Raw genomic sequence first — 18823 nt, forward strand, 5'->3', positions numbered from 1 at the left:
GTTCACCGGATCGCCCGCGAAACCGCCCCCACCCTTCGGATGGGGGCTTCTCCAGGTGGTGTTACTGGCCGACCTGGGCGTTCCACTCGGAAAGCCAGGCTTCGCGGTTGTCGAGGGCAACTGCAGACGGAATGAGCTTCAGGCTCTTCACCGTCTCCTCGCCATAGGTGAGGTTTTCGGCGATTTCCGGCGCGACCTTCACGTCCTTGTTGGAGGGGCTGTCGACCAGCTTTTCGGCAAGGGCCGTCTGGATTTCGGTCGAAAGCCAGAAGTCCATGAATTCAAGCGCCAGGTCCTGGTTCTTGCCACCCTTGGTCAGGACCATGACGTTCATGCCGCCGGTCTGGCCTTCCTTCGGGGTCGCCCACTTGATCGGCAGGCCGAGCTTGGTGAAGCCTTCCCAGGAGAAGCGGCCGATCGGTGCGGCCCAGATTTCTTCCTGCTGCATCAGCTGCACGAGTTGCGAAGACTTGACGTAGAAGGTGACGATCTCGTCCTTCTTGGCGCCGACGGCGGCGATAGCTTCCTTGAGGTCCGGCGTATTCTTGCCGATTGCCTCACCGACCATGTAGAGCGCCGGCGGGCCCTGGTTTGTGGTGACGTTCGGGAAGGCGACATGGCTGGCGTTCTTCTCATCGAGCAGGTCTGCCCAGGAGTTCACTTCCATCTTGTCGGAGCGATAGACGATCGAGGTTGCGTAGAAGGTATAGCCGACGCTCATGCCGTCGCCGTTCGGATCCTTGGCGATGTCGTAGAGCTTGTTGAAGTTCGTGAGCTTCGCGTTGTCGATCTTCTCGATCAGGCCGGCACGCGAGGCCGAAAGCGCATCAGCCATGGAGACGACGGCCATGTCGACCACGGGACTAGCCTTGTTGGCTTCCATCTTCGCCAGGCGCTCGACGCTGTTGCCGGTCTCGACCACCAGCTTGCAGCCGCACTTGGCTTCGAAGGGCGTGTAGACCAGTTCCTTGAAGGCGTCCTGGGCGAAACCGTAGACGGAAATGGTCAGCGTCTTTTCCTGAGCGGAAGCGGCATTGGCGCCGACGAGCAAAAGCGCGCTGGAAGCGAGCAGGATCTTCTTCATGGCTGGTGTTCTCCTTCTGGGGCTGTGTTTCTGGCTGAGGCCGCGGCTCCGGCGTTGGCGATCGTCTGGGCAGGCTGAAACTGTGTTGCGGGCGGCGCAGCACTCGATTGCCGCACGACCAGTTGCATCGGCACTTCGGCGTTTTCGGCGGTCACCGGCGCGCCGATGCCGGCATCGGCCGGATCCCGCTCGCCGATCGCCTTGACCAGCGCTTCAACGGCGATCGCCGCGATCCGGGTCATGTCCATGCGCGCCGTGGTCAGCGCCGGCGTCACCACCGGCGACCAGATGAGATCGTCGAAGCCGGTGACGCTCGCCTTTTCCGGCACGTTGATGCCGGCGCGCTGCAATTCGGTCAGGGCTCTCAGCGCATGCAGATCGGAGACGCAGGCAAAGGCGGTGAAGCCTTCGGCCACCTTCGCGGCAAGGCCGAGCGGGCAGCCCTTGCCCTCTTCGCGTTCAAGCGATTCGATCCACAGGATCTCGACGAATGCGCCATCGCCGAAGGTCGAGCGAATGCCGCCGATACGATCGTTCTGCACGTTGGAGGCAGGGTTGTTGCCAATCACAAGTACGCGCCGATGCCCGAGCGCCTTCAGGTGCTCGGCGATCTGCCGGCCACCGCCCCAATGATCGGCGGCAACAGTGTTGCCCGGCGTCGATGGGGTATCGATGACAGCGACGGGACAGCCGACATCGGCGATGCGCGTTCCGCGCCGGGGCACGATGACCATGCCGTCGACATCACGATCGATCAGCCGCTCGATGGCCTTGGTCTGGGTGGCGACGTCGCCGCGGGAGTCGGCGATCAGCACGCCATAGCCGGCCGAAGACGCGGCAAGCTCGATGGCCTGTGCGATCTGCGGGAAGAGCGGATTGGCGATATCAGGGAGTACGAGGCCGAGGACGGCGGTGCGACCGGTTCGAAGCGCCCTGCCCGCAAGGCTCGGGACATAACCGAGCTCTGCGGCTGTTACTCGTATCTTTTCGGCGAGTTCCGCAGAGACGCGGCCCTTGCCAGAAAGCGCGTTGGAAACCGTCGCCGCGGAGACGCCCAGTGTTCTGGCAATCCTCGTCAGTTTTGGTCCGGAACGCGCCAAGGCCGTAGTTTCCGCTATCGATGATTAAACGATTAATCATGCGATATATCAGAATGCCGTAACTGTCGAATCCTTTTGCCGGCTCAGGATGATTTTTGCCGCATTCGCTGGCGTCACCTGTGGACAGTCTCGGCGCTTTCCGATCAGCCACGACCAGTCGGTATTGAACCGTTCCGCCCGGAACCCGAGCGCGAAGATATGTTTCGCCTCAGGATCGGCATGAGGCGCTTCGCGCGCGATCCTCGATCCCAGTTGGCCGCAAGAATGCCCAGCCGACCGGACGTACCGACGTCAGCAATGGCAGCACGCAAGTGAATATCCTCACTCGTGGGATTACCGCGGGATGCCTGCCACTGACGGCAGATGGATATGCGCGCTCGATCGACGCGGTTCTTCAAAGAGCTCCGTCGGATGTCGTCGCCATAACGTCGACGAAGGCGCCGTTGCTATCGAACCGGCATCGGAACGTCTTGACGCCTTCGCTCCCTTTGTCGACCGTACCGTCGATCACCGTGCTGCCGTCCGCCTGCTTCATCGGCGTGCCGGTTTTCACATAGGCCGGTTTTGTCGCGTATTGGCCGGCCACCTCCCCGCGACAAAAGGCCGGCATGTTGCCGGCAGCAATCGGCGCGCCGCTCCCGACAAGCGCCGTCGCCGTCGGCAACTGCGTTTGCGCAGGCACGGGTGCGGACGTGCTCGAAGATTCACATCCGTAAAGGCCAAAGGCCAAAACGGCGGAGACGGCTGTCAGAGCTGGATGCCTCATATCATTCCTCAATTGTTCAGACGAAAGCCTATGGTGTCTGTATGGCTGTGATGGGTCTGCAAAGCGATGGATCCGCAAGGGGCCCGGTGGTTGAACCGACCGCGCCGAGTGCCTCCTTCGAATTCGAATGCCTGACTTGTTGTTACTTAACCAACGCCTGGATTTTGTCCCATAGTTCTCACGAGATGTCGTCAACATTCGCATCGACCGATACCCGCTCGATACCGGCCACGGATATCCGCGCGAGCCGCCTCCCGTCTTCCCTTCCCCGACGACGCAGAATAGGTCTAGGAAAAAGCTACAGGAAACCACCATGACCTTTCAGCGACGGCGTCGGATCATCAAGCGCCAGCGAACCGGCACAGCGCTTCTCGTGGTCGCGCTCATTTCCTTTCTGGCCGGGATGACCGATGCGATCGGCCTACTGACGGTGGGCGACTTTGTCTCCTTCATGAGCGGCAACACCACGCGCGCCGCGACAGCCGTCTCCGACGGCAATATCCTGCGATCGCTCATCCTTCTCGGCTCGCTCGCGGTCTTCGTCGTCGGCAATGCCTTGGGAACGATCGTCGCAAGCCGGTTTCGTGCGAGCGGCGTTCTATGCTGCGTCACCGTCATCCTCACCCTAGCCGCCGCAGGCGGCGACCACTTGGCGAACGAACTGCGCTTCTATCTCATCGTCCTTGCCATGGGCGTCGTGAACGCCTCCGTCGAGCACATCGAGGGACTGCCAATCGGCTTGACCTACGTGACCGGCGCCCTCTCCCGTTTTGGCCGCGGTCTGGGCCGATGGATCATGGGGACGGGCAACATACAATGGACGATCCAGATCGTCCCCTGGCTTGGCATGCTTGGCGGGGCCATCGTCGGCGCCATACTGGAAAATCGATTCGGGCAACTGTCGCTCTGGGCACCCGCTCTCCTGGCCGGGCTGCTGTGCATTCTGGTCCTGACGATTCCGGCGCGCTGGTCGAAGCGTTACGCACAAAGATAATCCCGTCGGTGCATCCTCCACGGGAGGAACGCCCTTCGCTTGCCGGCGCCAGCCGCAGGTGCAAATTTCAACTTTGCGCGACAAAACGAACCAAAATTCCCACTAAATTACTAGGGAATTTGTATGATGGACCGCAACCGCCCGATGTGTACATTCGGAAGGCAAGCGCGACATCGCGTCATGAGCATTTATGCAGGAGTTAGGGAAATGACAGGCAACACGATCGATTTGGGCGGACTTTCAGGGAATGGCCGGAAACGCGGGCGTTCGATTCTTGCCTCCGCAGCCTTGGTCATGGTTGTGTCGACGAGCACGGCAGCGCTCGCGCAGGACGCAGGTTTCAACCCGGATGCCTCCATCGTCGTCGGTTCGCTCTATGAGCCGCAGAACCTGGACAACACTGCCGGCGCCGGCCAGGGCATCAACGAAGCCTTCAACGGCAATGTCTATGAAGCGCTGTTCACACTGACCGACGCGGGCGATGTCGCGCCCGGTCTCGTTGCCGAACAAACGGTTAGCGAAGACGGCCTGACCTACACCTTCAAGCTCCGGCCGAACGTAAGCTTCCACTCCGGCGACCCGCTGACGGCCAAGGACGTGAAGCACAGCATCGAGCGTGTTGTCGCGCCGGATTCTAAGAGTTCGCGCAAGAAGAGCCTGGCGACGATCAGCGAGATCCAGACCCCCGACGACCAGACTGTCGTGATCAAGCTCTCCGCCCGTTCCATTTCGCTGCCCTATAACCTCAGCTACGTTTGGATCGTCAACGACGCAGCCAAGGATCTGAACGCCAGCGAAGACGGCACAGGCCCTTACCGCCTGGACGAATGGCGCCGCGGCTCCTCGCTGGCGCTGACGCGCAACGACAAGTACTGGGGCACCGCGCCGACCAACGGCGAAGTCGTCTTCCAGTACTTCACCGATGCGACTGCGCTCAACAATGCGCTGTTGACCGGTGCAGTCGATGTCATCACCAGCGTCCAGAGCCCGGATTCAATCGCCCAGTTCAAGGACAATCCTGATTTCACCGTAACCGCCGGCCAGTCGACCACCAAGGAGTTGCTGGCATTCAACGACAGGATCGAGCCCTTCAACAACGTCAAGGTTCGCAAGGCCATTGCCCGCGCGATCGACGACAAGAAGCTGCTGCAGTCGATCTGGGGCGAGTACGGCACGCTGATCGGCTCCTTCGTGCCGCCGACCGATCCTTGGTACGTCGACCTGACCGCCGTCGATGCCTATGACGTCGAAAGCGCCAAGGCGCTTTTGAAGGAAGCCGGCTTTGCCGATGGCTTCTCGTTCAAGCTCGACACGCCGAACTACGATCCGCATCCCATCGTTGCCCAGTTCCTGCAGAGCGAACTGGCGAAGGTCGGCATCAAGGTCGAGATCAACGTCATCACCGCCAACGAGTGGTACACCAAGGTCTACAAGGCGCACGACTTCCAGGCGACGCTGCAGGAACACGTCAACCACCGCGACATCGTGTTCTACGGCAACCCCGACTTCTACTGGGGCTACAACAACCCTGAGGTTGTCGACCTGATCAAGCAGTCGGAAGCCGCCGCCAACACCGACGAGCAGACGGCAAAGCTGACGGAGGCAAATCGCATCATCGCCGAGGACGCAGCCAGCAACTGGCTCTACCTCTATCCGCAGATCGTGGTCTCAAGCTCGGCCGTTACCGGCTATCCCGTCAACGGCCTTAACTCGCAGTTCTTCGCCTACAACATCAAGAAGAGCGGTAACTGATCCTCGTTTCCCAGAGCATTTCCAGGAAAAACGCGAAGCGTTATTCCGTCAGGAAATGCGTAGAAACAAAGAGGCAGAGCGCTTCAGCGGACCCGCCTAAGACGGAAGCGCTCTAAGCTATCCGTTGCAACGACACGCTGATGAAGGAGCCCCAAGCGATTTGGGGCTCCTTTGCGTTGCACGTCAGTCAGCTTTGTTGCGTCGGCAACGGCAACGCAAGGTCAGCTCATTTTCGCCCACATTTGCGACTGCTCCCCGCGCCGGCTCGGATGCCCGAAGTGCAGTGCAGCGTTTGAAACCCGCCGGATCATTTCCGCGGATATCGATGCTCATTTTGGGGACAATGCAGTAGCGTCACGGTTGTTTTTGTGCAAAAGCCAGCACTGCCGGCCTCGGGCGTCACGCCTGTCGGACGAAAGGAATCCTACCATTCTCGCCTATATCCTGCGCCGATTCGCCATCTTGATCCTGTCGCTGCTGATTGCTGCGGTGGTGCTGTTTGTGTTGCTGCGTCTGCTGCCGGGCGACCCTGCGAACGCCCTGCTCTCCGTCGGTGCAGATCAGCAACAGATCGAGGCGGCGCGCGAACAGGTCGGTTCCAACCTGCCGCTCTGGGAGCAGTTTCTGCGCTTTGTCGCCAGCCTCGCCCGCTTCGATCTCGGCACGTCCTTCGTCAGCGGCAAGCCCGTTGTCGAGGAGATCGCCACGCGCCTGACCGTGACGGTGCCGCTGGCGCTGCTGGGCTTCGCACTCGCGGTCGCCATCGCCGTTCCGCTTGGCATCCTGTCGGCCGTCAAGGTAAACCGCTGGTACGGCGCAGCCATTTCGACCGTGTCCCAGCTTGGCATAGCCATACCGGTCTTCTGGGTCGGAATCCTGCTGGTGACCGTCTTTGCGGTCAATCTCCGACTCTTTCCCTCCGGCGGCTACCCACGGCGCGGCTGGCAGAACGAAGGCCAGGTTCTCTACGCGCTCGCGCTGCCGGTTTTAACGATAGGCCTCGTCATGGCAGCCTCCCTCATCCGCTACATTCGATCCGCGACGCAGGACGTTCTGGGCAGCGACTATCTGCGAACCGCCCGCGCGCTCGGGGCCAGCTTCTCGCAAGCACTGATCCGGCATGGCATTCGCAACGGCGCCGTGCCGATCGTCTCGATCCTCGGCATCGAACTTGCAACGACCCTGCTCGGCGCCGTCGTGGTCGAGCGCGTGTTCGCCCTTCCCGGCCTCGGCTCGATGCTGCTCCTGGCGATCGAGCAGCGCGATTACCCCAACGTCCAGGGCGTTTTGTTCATCTCGACCCTGCTGGTGCTGCTGATCGGTTTTGCCGCCGACCTGCTCCAGCGCGTCATCGATCCGCGCCTGCGCGAACGGGCTACGGGGGCTGCTACATGACCGCGTTGGATCTTTCGGCGGATCGCCCCGCCCGCAAACATTCACTGGCGCTTTCCATCGGTCTTGCCCTTGTCGGCCTCAATGTCGCGGTCGCGATCCTCACCCTGTTCTGGACCCCCTACGACCCGCTGAATGCCTCCGGTGGCCGTCTCGAAGCGCCGTCATTGCTGCATTGGGTCGGCACGGACCGGCTCGGGCGCGATTACCTGACGCAAATCATGATCGGAGCCCGCACGGCGTTGATCGTCGGAACCGGTGCGGTTGCAATCGGCGCCTCCATCGGCGTGACGCTTGGAATTCTTGCCGCCTTCGCGACGCGCCTACTCGACGATGTGATGGCAGCCACGCTTGATATCCTGATCGCTTTCCCAACGCTGCTGCTCGCGATGTTGGTCGTCGCCGCCAGCGACAGTGCCAGCCTGTGGTCGGCGATCCTGGCGCTTGGCCTGGCCATCTCCGCGATCGTCGCCCGTCTGACCCGCATCCTTGCAAAACGCGTGCTGCGTCAGGACTATATCATCGCATCCCGGACCTCCGGCACGTCGTGGCCGGGCGTGGTCGTTCGACATGTGCTGCCCAACATCTGGCCGACGCTCTCGGTCAACTTCGCTCTGCAATTCGGCTTGGCAGTGATCGCGGAAGCGTCGCTTTCCTATCTCGGCCTTGGCGCACCGCCGCCCAACGCATCCTGGGGCAGGCTGCTGCAGGAGGCGCAAGGCACGGTCTACACCGCCCCCGTCGGCGCAATCGCGCCGGGCATTGCCCTGGTCGCGCTTGTCATCGGCATGAACCTGCTTGCCGATGGCCTAAGGGATGTAGGCGACCCGACACGCGGGAGATCCAGATGAGCGCCTTGCTTTCCGTTCAGGGCCTGACCGTGAGCACCGGCGGCAAGACGCTGGTGTCGGACCTGTCGTTCTCCATCGGCGCCGGCGAACGCATGGGCTTGATCGGCGAATCCGGCTCTGGCAAGTCGATGACCGCGATGGCCGTTACCGGCCTTTTACCGGGGAACATCTCCGTGTCAGGCTCGATCATACTTGATTGCCAGGAGGTGGTCGGCGCGGATGACAGGCACCTGAACCGGCTGCGCGGGGTGGCAACCGCCGTCGTCTTCCAGGAGCCGCTGACGGCGCTTGACCCCCTGATGAAGATAGGCAAGCAGATAGCCGAACCCGTCCGCCGACGGCTCGCACGCGAGCAGGGACGTGCGATGCGGCTGGCGGTCGACCGCGAAGTGCTGGATCTGCTCGACAAAGTCGCGCTACCGCAGCCGGAGCGCATTGCCAACGCCTACCCGCACGAGGTGTCGGGCGGTCAACGCCAACGCGTGGCGATTGCCATGGCGCTCGCCTGCCGTCCAAAACTTCTGATCGCCGACGAACCGACAACGGCGCTCGACGTGACCACGCAGGCGGAGATCCTCAGGCTGCTGGATGGGCTGGTTCGTGAAACGGGGATGGCGCTGCTCTTCATCAGTCATGACTTGCCTGTCGTGGCCCAAGTCGTAGAGCGGGTGATGGTCTTGCGCGACGGGATCGCGCTTGAAGAGGGCGCCGTTGCCGACGTGTTCGGCAATCCGTCGCATGACTATACGCAGACGCTCGTCGACGCCGCCCGTGTGTTCGACGAAGCCCTTGGACGAACGGGATCGTGATGCTCGACCTGCGGAATGTGAATTTCGGCTACTCCCGCCACCGCAAGGTTTTGACCGATGTGTCGTTCAGCGTGCGTTCCGGCGCCAGCGTCGGCCTGGTCGGCGAGTCCGGTTCCGGCAAGACGACGCTGCTGCGATTGCTGCTCGGCCTCGAATGGCCCACCAGCGGCACCATTTGCTTCGGTGACGATCCGCTCGATCCGGCAGATGGCGCGTTCATGCGCCGCTACCGGCGTGCGGTGCAACCGGTCTTCCAGGATCCCTATTCGTCGCTCGATCCGCGCCAGAAGGTACTCGACATCATCGCCGAGCCGCTGCAATCGCTGCGCATCGCCGGACCGCACAAGGATGCGGTGGCGCAGGCGCTGGAGGCCGTTGGCCTGCCGCTCGACGCCATGCAGCGCTATCCACACGAATTTTCCGGCGGCCAGCGCCAGCGCATCGCGATTGCACGCGCCATCGTCGCGCGCCCACAGATCATTCTTGCCGACGAAGCCGTCAGCGCACTCGATCTGTCGACCCGCATCCGGATCGTCGATCTGTTCAAGACCCTATCGGCAACGCTGACGCTAGTGTTCGTGTCGCACGACCTCGGCGTCGTCGCAGCGCTTTGCGAGGAGATGGTGATCCTCGAAAAGGGACAGGTGGTCGAGAGCGGCAAGACGCGCGATATCCTGGCGGCGCCGCAGCATCCCTATACGCGGCGGTTGCTTTCCAGCATCCCGCGCATGCCCGCTTGAGCCCTTCGATTGGATAGCCTTCCACCCGGCCACGAATCTGCCGGCGGCCGCCATATCGTCAACAAACTGAAGACCTTGATCTAGAACAACCTCTCCCCGGACGGAGTTGTCCATAGTGCCGCTGGCCGCAGATTCCCTGCAGCCGCCTGCCCTAAATGGCAAATTTGAAACTCTTCTGGGGGTCCGGAATCATGTCTACTCGCTCCATCCTGCCAACTGCCGTCGCATTTCTTCTGCTGGCGGCCTCGGTCACTACGGCGCGCGCCGCGGACCTGACTGCACCGAGCGAACCTGCCCCTGAATTGCCGGCCATAAGCGAGCAGAGCCCATGGATGATCCGCGCTCGCGCGCTCGCCGTTCTGCCCGAAGACAAGGCGTCGTTGCAGCTGAACGGCACGTCGCTTAACGGCGAAAAGGTCGGCGTCAGCAATTCGGTCGTACCCGAGCTCGATATCACCTACTTCTTCACCGACAATATTGCGGCGGAACTGATCCTTGGCACGACCCCGCACACGGCCAGGGGCAGCGGCTCGATCGCCGGCCTCGGCGAGATCGGCAAGGCGTGGCTGCTGCCACCGACGCTGACGCTGCAGTACCACGTCAATCTGACCGACACGATCAAGCCCTATGTCGGCGCCGGCGTGAACTACACCATCTTCTACAACGAAAAGGCGAAGGGCGACTTCTCCAGCTTCAACCTCAAGAACACCTTCGGCGTTGCCTTGCAGGCCGGCGTCGACATCAAACTCGACGATCACTGGGGGATCAACTTCGACGTCAAGAAACTGTTCCTCGAGCCTGAGGTCAACGCGACCCTGCCGGGGGCCGGCACGGTGACAGGCAAGGTGAAGCTCGACCCGTGGCTGATCGGCACAGGCATCACCTACCGCTTCTGACGTTCGTCGCCAGCGCGAAGCGATCGCGCCGTAGGATCGACGACGCCACCCGAACGACTGTGCGCCTTCGTCACTGTTCAGCGGCGAAGGCGCATCCAAGTCGTCAGTCGCCTGTCATGCGTGGTGTGCGGTTACGGCCTTAACCAATCCGGTTGTCAATTCACGGCTGGTCGCATGCGAGATATCGCCAAGCGACAACATGCCGACCATGCGCTTTTCGTCATCGATGACCGGCAGGCGCCGTACTTTCTTTGCCTCCATAAGACGGACAGCCTCTTCGATACTCTCGCTGGTGCGGCAATAGACGATGTCCTTCGTCATGACGTCGCGCGCGGTCAGCGATGCAGCGTCGTGCCCATTCGCCCAGGCCCGAACCGCAATGTCCCTGTCCGTCACCATGCCGATGAGGCGATCGTTTTCGCCAACCGGCAGGGCGCCGATATCCTCATCACGCATGATCCTTGCCACGGTGCGCAAATCCGTTTCAGGGGCTATCCAGCGCGCGCCGGGGTGCATGGCTTCCCAAGTTCTCATCGCATCCTCCTACGGTTTGGAGAGCTGACGATAGACGAAGATCGTGGCCAATCGTTGATCCGCGCAGCCGGCGTGGTCAGCGATATCAGTTGCTCAAAATCCAGAAGGAAAGAAGTCGTCGGACCGGACGGGGGCGTCGTTGCTCAGGCGAAACGCAACCGGCCCGACGCCATCGGCGACCGGCAGGTGAAGCGTTCCGTCCAGGCCGACCGGAGAAACGCGCAACGTCGTCGCCGCCCTCGCGATCGAGAGATCGATCTCCCCTCGCCGGATCGGCACCAGCGGTGCACTGCCCGGATCGTAGCCGCCGACCCAATCATGGCAGGTGTTCACCGTGACGACTTCGAGCTCACGGCGGCTGCCGTGCGCTCGAAAAGCCACACGTTTTCGTTCTCGGAAGTGTGAGGTTACCGGCCGCCGTCTTTGGCGACGAAGAGCAGATCGAACCCGCGGAATTCACGCCGGGCGGCGGACTTCTTGAGGGCAGTCCATATCGCCTGGGGATTGTCGAGGCGGAAGCCATTGAAGCTGCGGACCAGGCCCAAGGTCGCCAGGATGGTGCGAAACGCCCTGACGATGACGGGGCCACTCAGCGAGGCGAACAGAATTTGCGGGTGCACGGCGAGCAGGACGCCCGCCGTCCGCGCCCGATCGATATCGCCGAACTGAGCCAGGGACCTGTACTCATAGCCCTCTATATCGATCTTGAAACACAGCTTGTCGGTTCGGGCCATCGATTGCAATTCGGCGATCGTGATCGTTTTCGCCTTGATTGCCTGCCCCGTCTCGTCCGCGATCAAAGCCGAGGTTTCCGAACTGCCAAAGCCGCCGCCAACCGAGTTCAGCACCAGCACCTCGTCCTCGGACAGTGCGGCATTGATCAACGTGACATCGCCCTCATTCTGCGGCTCCATTTCCTTCAGTATGCCGAAGCAGACGGGGTCGGGCTCAACAGTAATGACATTGTCGGCAATCTGAGCCGCCCAATAGGGCGTCACGCCGATCCAGCCGCCGATATCGACAAAGGTCGTGTTGGCGTCGACGAGGCGTTCGATGTTCTGGAACGTGCAAGGCTCCCACTCGCCGCTTTGAAGGCGCGTAAAGAAACGCTTCTTCTCAGGCTTGTCGGGGAAATGGACGGTCTTACAGAAATAGGTGATCGCACGCATGGCGCTTCTCTAGCCCATATCCCGGCGAAGCGGAATCGTTTTTGCGAAGATCTTCCATGCGGCCAGGGCATGTCAAAGACAGGTGCCGTCGGTCCGGTTTCACGCTTCCATGCGCTCGTTGCGGCTGCGCGCTTCCGTCAGTTCAGCGGTCGTCTGGCTCAAGCGGTCAGCCAGCACGCGCATGATCTCCACCGCCATTTCGGGGAAGTCGGCCAGCAGCTTCAGGAAGTCGTCCTTGCGGATGCGCAGGGCCTCGAGCGGGGTCGTGGTGCGCACGGTTGCCGTACGCGGGGTATTACAGAGAATGGCGATTTCGCCGACGATGGAATTTTGCTCGACCTCCGCCAGCTTCAGTGGCCCGCCTGCGGTCGTCACCAGCACGTCGGCCTTGCCGGAGAGGATGACATAGGCGGCGTCACCGATATCACCCTGGTAGAAAAGGGCCTCCCCGGCGCTATACATGACCCGATCGGAGGTAAAGGCAAGAAGCTTCAATTTTGCAGGCGGCAATCCCGAAAACAGGGTTATCCGGCGCAGCATTTCCACTTCATCCTTGAGCAACATCACAATCCGTTTCTCCCAGTATCCGGTCGAAGGCAACCCGTGTCCCGCTTCGCTGCGGGACCTTATGCTCGTGCCCTGACATTAATATTACATCAAGATGCCATTTCCTTATAGTCGGGTCCTTCGTTAGCCCCCACTTCCGTATGGTCGTCGCGAAGCAGGCGGCCATTCTCGAAAACTGCGACGCGGTCGAACAGTTCCATCACCGCCGGATTGGCAACGACCCAGACGATTGCCGGGTTGCGACCATCCTGGCGCAGAAGCGCAAAGACGTTGCGGATCACCTGCTCCTGTACGCGTTGGTCGAGTGCCAGCAGGGGCTGGTTGAAGATGTAGAAATCGCAGATTCGGATGAGCGCGCGGGCCAGATCCAGCTTCTGCCGCTGGCCTGCGGTCAACCGCTTCCCCCCAGCACCGACATTGAAATCGAAGCCGAAGGCGAGCACATCGTTGTAGAGGCCGACAGCCTCGAAAAGATCGCGCACGATTGCCCGGATCTTCTCGGATCCGTCGGCGTGCTTGTGGCCAATGCGCCCGAAAAGCACGTTGTCGATGATGCTGCCGGAAGCGATGTAGCGGTTTGGACGATAGTGTTCGATCATGCCTGCAAGGTCCGCCGGCAGCCCTTCGTCGAACTCACGTCGTGCTGCGACGATCTTTGCCATGAGCTCGTCGGTCAGGAGACCGAAACGGTGGCGAGGTTCGATGTAGCCGAAACACAGACGAATGATCTTGACCTGATCGTCCTCGGCAACATCGGCGCGCGCTCGGCCGCGAACCTTTTGCAGCAACGCCTCATACACGGGGATTTCTTCCGCTGTCATGAAGGTCAGCTGCTGGAAGAACGGGTGATCCGGCGGCAGGTCGCGGAACAGTTCGACAACGTTCTCGGCAATCTCCAGGCCCATTTCGTAGAAGACGTCACGCAGGCCGACCCGCTGCAGCACTGTCTTGAAAAACGGATGCCCCTCGAGCGCACCGTCCCACATCACCTGGTCGGTGATCGTGCCGAAGAGCAGGTTTTCGCCGATGGTCGCTTCGATGTTGTACGAGCCGGGCTCGAAGAACACCACGAGATCGCTGAGCTTCTCCTTTTCGAGGCGCTGCCGGAGCGCACCGCGCATCTCGACGATACCGGCGGCAAAAGCCGCATTGCGGTTCGGATCGATGGTCGAGCGAACCGCGAGCGCCATCACGTCGTTGGTGAGAAGAACGGCATCGAGCACCGGCCTGATCTTGACCAACAGATCCTCAGGCCCGGTTGCGCCAGCGGCCCGATAGTCGATCCAATCGCTGTTGACGTCGAAGTGCGGGTTCCCGGCGAGTTTGGCTTCGACCAGCTCCCACTTGCGATGGACCGCACCTTCACCTTCGTAACGCACTTCCGTCAAAGGCGCGTGCTTCAAGCCGTAGAGCAGGTTGTCGCCAAGGCTGCCCTGAAACACGTAGACATCCGAGGAAGCGTAGGAGATACGCCTGCCCGTCACCGATTCCGGCATCTCCAGAATATCCTGGCTGCCGATGAGAATTCGACCGCTCGCCGGCCAGATCAGTCGGGCGAAAGCTTCGGCCAGCACTTCGCCGCCGGGTTTGAGTGCGACCGCCTCGCCTGGCTGCACCTGCAGCGAAACGTGATCGAGAAGCGTTGCGCCGCCATCATCAGTCACCGTCAGGTTGACCGCTGCGAGCGCGCCACTCAAGGGCTCGGCACTTGTCGCTGCGATCGCGTGAACCTTGGGATCGAGCAGCGGATCGACGCTGAATTGCTCGACGACCTGCGCATATTTGACCTGCACGTCCTGGCGCGCCTGATCCCAGTCGATCAATTCCTTCAGAGGCCCAGGCAGATCCTTGTAGGCGCCGATGACGGCAACGAGTTGGCCTATGTCAAGCCGGCCCTGAAGCGCGAAATAGCCACCGATCGAATAGAACAGGAACGGCGTCACCTGGGCGAGGAAGTTGTTGATGAACTTGACCAGGAACTTCCACTGATAAAGGTCGTAACGGATCTTGAAGATCCGGGCGAGCCGCGATGCGATGTCGGCGCGCTCGAAATTGGAGGTGTCGTAACCCCGGATGGTGCCAATGCCATCGACGATCTCGCTCACCCGGCCGGACAATTCTCGCGCGGTCAGCTGGCGCTCTCGCCCAAGGACAAGCAACCGCTTTCGCATGCGTGGGATAATGATCGCCTGCACGGCGACGATGACCGTGGCGATGAGACCGAGCCAGAAGCTCTGCAGCAGAATGAAGATCAAGGCCGTCAATGCCTGGCCGCCGAGCAGCGCCGGCGACACGAAGGCATCGCCTGTGAAACCGCCGAGGGGCTCCACTTCATCCTTGATCATCGTCGAGATCTCGGCCGGCTTCACCCTTTTGAAATGCGTTGGTGGAAACCGCAGCACCCGATCGACGAGTTCGAAGCGGATGCGCCGCAAGAGGCGCTCGCCGAGCCGCCCCTTGAAGGTGTTGATGTAAAACTTGAAAAGGCCGTTCACCACCACAAGCAGCAGGAAGACGAGACTCAGCGCCAGAAGCATACCTTCGCGGCCGAGCTGGAAGCCGTCGAACAGATTGATCGTCCCGAGATAGGGCAGGTCAAAAGAGATCGCCAGGAACGCCTGCGTCGCTTCCGGACTGTCAAAGCCGTCGCCTTGTATAGGTCCGTTGACGATCTGCTTGGGCAGATCGAAGGACAGGAAATACGGGATCATGGAAAACGCGACGACCACCAGAATCCAAAGCTGGTCCTTGCGCGTATGGGTCCAAATGTAGCGGGAGAGGCGTGATTCCATGTTTCTGGCAACGGGACCTTATTGAACACTACGATGTGTGCGGCGAGGGCTGCCACCATACCCGGCCACGATATGCTTGCTTACCGCGCATTTCGACTGAACCGATACAGGCCTTCGGCCGCGAACGCGTTTCGGCAAAATCCGATCCGGCTTCGAATCCGGTTTATTAGATTATGCAGGTGCAAGAGAAATCCGCAATGGACCTGCCTTCGCCTTTGAGACCCGCGATCGATTTCCATGGCAAGAGGTGGAACTGGTACCAAGGGAGAAGAGCGCGCTTATTGCACTCGATTGCCTGCCAGCTTACAACGGCAGCATGAAACACGCCAGCCACCACCCTACTCCTGCGAGCGACTGGTACGAAAACGCTTTCGACCTGACGCGCGGAATTGCCGCTTACACCAGAAGTCCGCTGGTCGACGGCATAGCCAAGGTGATCGCCAAACATCCCGACGCCGATATCGCCAACGCCTTCAACCATAAGCAGGTTGCCTGCAAGATCTGGGCGCGCGACACGCTGCTGCAAGCCGCGGGGAAATCCTATGAGCGGATCGTGGTTCTGGGCGGTTGGTATGGAATCCTTCCGGCCATGTTGCTGGAGGACCGCCGATTCGAGATTGCCGTGGCTGAAAGCTATGACATCGACCCCTCCGTAGAGACTGTGGCGCGTACGCTCAACGCGACCCATGCCGACCGTTTTCGTGCGGTCACCGCCGATATGTACGCGATCGACTACCCTCGCCTCGGCGCCGACCTGATCATCAACACGAGCTGCGAACACATCGCCGATCTTCGCAGCTGGCTTGAATTGATACCGGCCGGCACACGTGTCCTCCTGCAGTCCAACGATTATTTCAGCGAACCGACACACATCAACTGTGTTGCGTCCGTAGAAGCATTCGCCGACCAGGCGAAACTTTCGACAATCGATTTTGCCGGCGCCTTGCCGACGAAGAAATACACACGGTTCATGCTGATCGGGACGGTCTGACAGGCGCCTTCAAAAGCCACTCACGCAGGATCGCCGCCGTCTGGGCGGCGCCTTCGAGGTCAAGCGGCGGCATTGCCGGCTTCGCGCGAGCAAGCTGTGTTTCAACATCGCGCGCCAGGCGAGCGGGCGTTATGTCGTTTTCGGGCAGGACGCCGGCGAGCCCGAGCTTTTCCAGTCGCGCTGCCCGCGTCGATTGTTCCGTTTCGCCGCCGGCCGTGAACGGGATCAACAGAGATGCACAACCCGCTCGAATGATGTCGCAGACCGTATTGTAACCGGCCTGTGAAACGGAAAGCCGCGCGCCGGAAAGCAGGCTGGCAAAATCCTGGCGAAACCGGAACAGATTCACATTCCCGGGAGCAGCGGATTCGAAAGCGTCATAGTCGGCCTGCGGCAGATTGGGGCCTGTCACCAGGCACCATTTAAGCTCCTGCGGCAGAAGTTTCGCGGCCTCAAGGCCGGCGCCGATCAGCTCTTTACCAACCGCGCCGCCGCCGGCCGAAACCAGCACGTCGAACCGCTCCCGCGGCAGCGCAGGCGCGCTGCCCGCGACGAGGCCGGTATAGGCGACCTTGTCGGCGATCTCCCGCGCGTAGGGAAACGTCTCTTCAAGCCGGGCAAAGGCGGGATCGCCGTGGACGAGCACAAGGTCGAAATGCGCCTGCACCAGCTCCAGCATTTCCTCGGCGCGGCCCGGCTTGTTCCGCTCCTGCAGGATATCGCGCAGCGATGTTGCCACCAGCGGGCGCGGGTTTGACGCCTCGATCAGGTCGAGCAACGGCATCAATTCAAACCGCATCTGGCGGCGCCCGAACGGAAACGCCTCGAAAATCACAACATCCGGGTCGCAGGTGCGGAATGAATCCAGCAGCATATCCCGCCGACGTTCCTTGAATTCATCATCCACCGGCTGTCCGGTTTCGTCGGCGAGGCCAGAAAACCCCTTGTCGCCGGCAACGACCGGCGGCAACGCTACGTGCTTCAAATCGGACGCTGGAAAGCCGGGAACCGGTGTACCGCCAGTGACGACCGTGACGTCGAAACCGTCGACAGCCAGCGCACTGGCAATGCGACTTGCCCGTGCCAGATGGCCGATCCCCAGCAGATGCTGGACATAGAAGAAGACCCGCAGCTGCCGTGTCATGCCAATTTCCACTCGTTTGCAAACAGCTTCGTAAGCTGGTCGATGCTGGAGTGATGGTCAAACTGCGTCCTCACCCGCTGTTCGGCAGCAGCCCCCAACTGGGCGCGGCGTGCAGGGTTGCGGATCAACTCTTCCAGCGCGAGCGACAGCGCCTGCGGATCTTCCGAAGGAACGACCCGGCCGTTTTCGCCGTCAATCAGGAGTTCGGGCACGCCGGATATTGCCGTAGACACGCAAGCAAGTCGCTGGCTCGACGCTTCGACGAGCACATTCGGCAGGCCATCGCGATCACCGTCGGCCGTCACACGGCAGGCGAGCGCAAAGATATCACTGGTTCGATAGTGCGCGAGTACGTCCGTCTGATCGAGCGCACCCTTCCAGGCAATTCTGTCGGAAATGCCGAGCTCGTCACCCAAGATCTTGAGCTTCCCCGTCAGTTCTCCGGCGCCGATGTGCTCGAAGCGCCAGTGCAGCTCGGGCGGCAACAGGGCGAGCGCCCTCAGCAGGACATCGTACCCCTTCTTGCCCACCGCCCTGCCGACGCTGACGATGCGGACCGGTTCTGCCCTGTCGGAGCCATCGCGGATCGAATGTGCGCCTTCGAAATGCGGGAAGCGCTGAAGGTCGAGACCATGATAGCTCAGGTGCACCCTTGCCTTCTGCGATGTCAGGCTCTGCAGGTGCTCATATCCGGTGCGCGTGCACGTCACCGTCCAGCGCGCGCGCGCGAGCTTTTCGGAAAGCTCCCAGTCGGGCGATGTCCAGATATCCTTGGCATGCGCCGAACAGGTCCATGGCGTACCGGCGATCATGCTCGCATATGCTGTGACCGAAGCGGGCGTATGAATGAAGTGCGCATGCAGCCAGCCTGGATCGCCCGGCCACTCCGACGCAAGCACAAGCGCCTGCCCGAAACGGCGGAAACGATTGCGGGTCGGGTCCCGTGCAAGGTCCTTAGAGAATGGCCCAAGTGCCTGCCAGAAACCCGCTTTTGGCAGCGAACGCACCAGCGCCTTGAGGACCCGCAACGGCTCCTCGTGCAGATACTCCGGCAGATAGTGGACATCGGCACGGATCTCGTCATGCACCGGATGGCGCTTGCCATCGGTGGGACGTCGGAGCGCGATCAGGACGAGATCATGCCCGGCCTTCTCAAGCCCGAGCAATTCCTGTGCAATGAAGGTTTCCGAAAGGCGCGGGTATCCTTTCAGAACGACGGCAATCTTGCGGTCTGTTGGCAAT

The 18823-nt window shown here is 61.3% G+C and carries 18 protein-coding genes; 8 read left to right on the forward strand and 10 right to left on the reverse strand.

Annotated elements, in window-relative coordinates:
• Positions 1-61: 61 nt before the first annotated feature.
• The 3 genes from HT585_RS26755 to HT585_RS26765 all read right to left on the reverse strand — a co-directional run bounded on the left by HT585_RS26755 (position 62) and on the right by HT585_RS26765 (position 2866).
• Complete coding sequence (locus tag HT585_RS26755; protein ID WP_176355838.1) at positions 62-1084, reverse strand: ABC transporter substrate-binding protein; 1023 nt, start codon at positions 1082-1084, stop codon at positions 62-64.
• The gene (locus tag HT585_RS26760; RefSeq protein WP_176355839.1) at positions 1081-2184 is read right to left on the reverse strand and encodes a LacI family DNA-binding transcriptional regulator; all 1104 of its coding nucleotides are present in this window, start codon (positions 2182-2184) and stop codon (positions 1081-1083) included. Before HT585_RS26760 ends, HT585_RS26755 begins: the two co-directional genes overlap by 4 nt.
• A 394-nt stretch (positions 2185-2578) precedes the next feature.
• The gene (locus HT585_RS26765) at positions 2579-2866 is read right to left on the reverse strand and encodes a hypothetical protein (RefSeq protein WP_210270572.1); all 288 of its coding nucleotides are present in this window, start codon (positions 2864-2866) and stop codon (positions 2579-2581) included.
• 397 nt (positions 2867-3263) lie between these two features.
• Here HT585_RS26765 and HT585_RS26770 point away from each other — a divergent pair, with 397 nt between their 5' ends.
• The 7 genes from HT585_RS26770 to HT585_RS26800 all read left to right on the forward strand — a co-directional run bounded on the left by HT585_RS26770 (position 3264) and on the right by HT585_RS26800 (position 10384).
• Complete coding sequence (locus tag HT585_RS26770) at positions 3264-3944, forward strand: YoaK family protein (protein ID WP_176355840.1); 681 nt, start codon at positions 3264-3266, stop codon at positions 3942-3944.
• A 228-nt stretch (positions 3945-4172) separates the two neighbouring features.
• On the forward strand, positions 4173-5696 hold the full coding sequence (locus tag HT585_RS26775; RefSeq protein ID WP_425513792.1) for an ABC transporter substrate-binding protein: 1524 nt from the start codon (positions 4173-4175) through the stop codon (positions 5694-5696).
• Between the two features lie 441 nt (positions 5697-6137).
• Positions 6138-7091, forward strand: a complete 954-nt coding sequence (locus HT585_RS26780) for an ABC transporter permease (RefSeq protein ID WP_343214094.1) — start codon at positions 6138-6140, stop codon at positions 7089-7091.
• Complete coding sequence (locus HT585_RS26785) at positions 7088-7939, forward strand: ABC transporter permease (protein WP_176355842.1); 852 nt, start codon at positions 7088-7090, stop codon at positions 7937-7939. Before HT585_RS26780 ends, HT585_RS26785 begins: the two co-directional genes overlap by 4 nt.
• Positions 7936-8748: an ATP-binding cassette domain-containing protein gene (locus HT585_RS26790; RefSeq protein WP_176355843.1), complete on the forward strand. Its 813-nt coding sequence runs from the start codon at positions 7936-7938 to the stop codon at positions 8746-8748. Before HT585_RS26785 ends, HT585_RS26790 begins: the two co-directional genes overlap by 4 nt.
• Positions 8742-9488 carry an ATP-binding cassette domain-containing protein gene (locus HT585_RS26795; RefSeq protein ID WP_176355913.1) on the forward strand — a complete coding sequence of 249 codons (747 nt, stop codon included), beginning with the start codon at positions 8742-8744 and terminating at the stop codon, positions 9486-9488. The genes HT585_RS26790 and HT585_RS26795 overlap by 7 nt, the downstream gene beginning before the upstream one ends.
• A 191-nt stretch (positions 9489-9679) precedes the next feature.
• Positions 9680-10384, forward strand: coding sequence for an OmpW/AlkL family protein (locus tag HT585_RS26800; protein ID WP_176355844.1), 705 nt, complete (start codon positions 9680-9682; stop codon positions 10382-10384).
• Between the two features lie 114 nt (positions 10385-10498).
• On the opposite strand, the gene HT585_RS26805 is transcribed toward HT585_RS26800, so the two are convergent.
• The 5 genes from HT585_RS26805 to HT585_RS26825 form a co-directional block, all read right to left on the reverse strand.
• On the reverse strand, positions 10499-10918 hold the full coding sequence (locus HT585_RS26805; protein WP_176355845.1) for a CBS domain-containing protein: 420 nt from the start codon (positions 10916-10918) through the stop codon (positions 10499-10501).
• Positions 10919-11011: 93 nt separating this feature from the next.
• Positions 11012-11299, reverse strand: coding sequence for a hypothetical protein (locus HT585_RS26810; RefSeq protein ID WP_176355846.1), 288 nt, complete (start codon positions 11297-11299; stop codon positions 11012-11014).
• Between the two features lie 26 nt (positions 11300-11325).
• Entirely contained in the window at positions 11326-12087 is a 762-nt protein-coding gene (locus HT585_RS26815; protein WP_176355847.1) for an FkbM family methyltransferase, read from the reverse strand.
• Between the two features lie 99 nt (positions 12088-12186).
• Entirely contained in the window at positions 12187-12651 is a 465-nt protein-coding gene (locus HT585_RS26820; protein WP_077501973.1) for a cyclic nucleotide-binding domain-containing protein, read from the reverse strand.
• 92 nt (positions 12652-12743) lie between these two features.
• On the reverse strand, positions 12744-15446 hold the full coding sequence (locus HT585_RS26825) for an ABC transporter ATP-binding protein (RefSeq protein WP_176355848.1): 2703 nt from the start codon (positions 15444-15446) through the stop codon (positions 12744-12746).
• Between the two features lie 316 nt (positions 15447-15762).
• On the opposite strand from HT585_RS26825, the gene HT585_RS26830 reads away from it, so the two are divergent.
• Positions 15763-16437, forward strand: coding sequence for a class I SAM-dependent methyltransferase (locus tag HT585_RS26830; RefSeq protein WP_176355849.1), 675 nt, complete (start codon positions 15763-15765; stop codon positions 16435-16437).
• On the opposite strand, the gene HT585_RS26835 is transcribed toward HT585_RS26830, so the two are convergent.
• Together HT585_RS26835 and HT585_RS26840 are read right to left on the reverse strand one after the other, a co-directional pair.
• On the reverse strand, positions 16415-17581 hold the full coding sequence (locus tag HT585_RS26835; protein WP_176355850.1) for a glycosyltransferase family protein: 1167 nt from the start codon (positions 17579-17581) through the stop codon (positions 16415-16417). The two genes, HT585_RS26830 and HT585_RS26835, sit on opposite strands and share 23 nt — an antisense overlap.
• Entirely contained in the window at positions 17578-18822 is a 1245-nt protein-coding gene (locus HT585_RS26840) for a glycosyltransferase family 4 protein (protein WP_176355851.1), read from the reverse strand. The genes HT585_RS26835 and HT585_RS26840 overlap by 4 nt, the downstream gene beginning before the upstream one ends.
• Position 18823 lies beyond the last annotated feature (1 nt).

It is taken from the genome of Ensifer oleiphilus, assembly GCF_013371465.1.
In the GTDB taxonomy this organism is placed as follows: domain Bacteria; phylum Pseudomonadota; class Alphaproteobacteria; order Rhizobiales; family Rhizobiaceae; genus Ensifer; species Ensifer oleiphilus.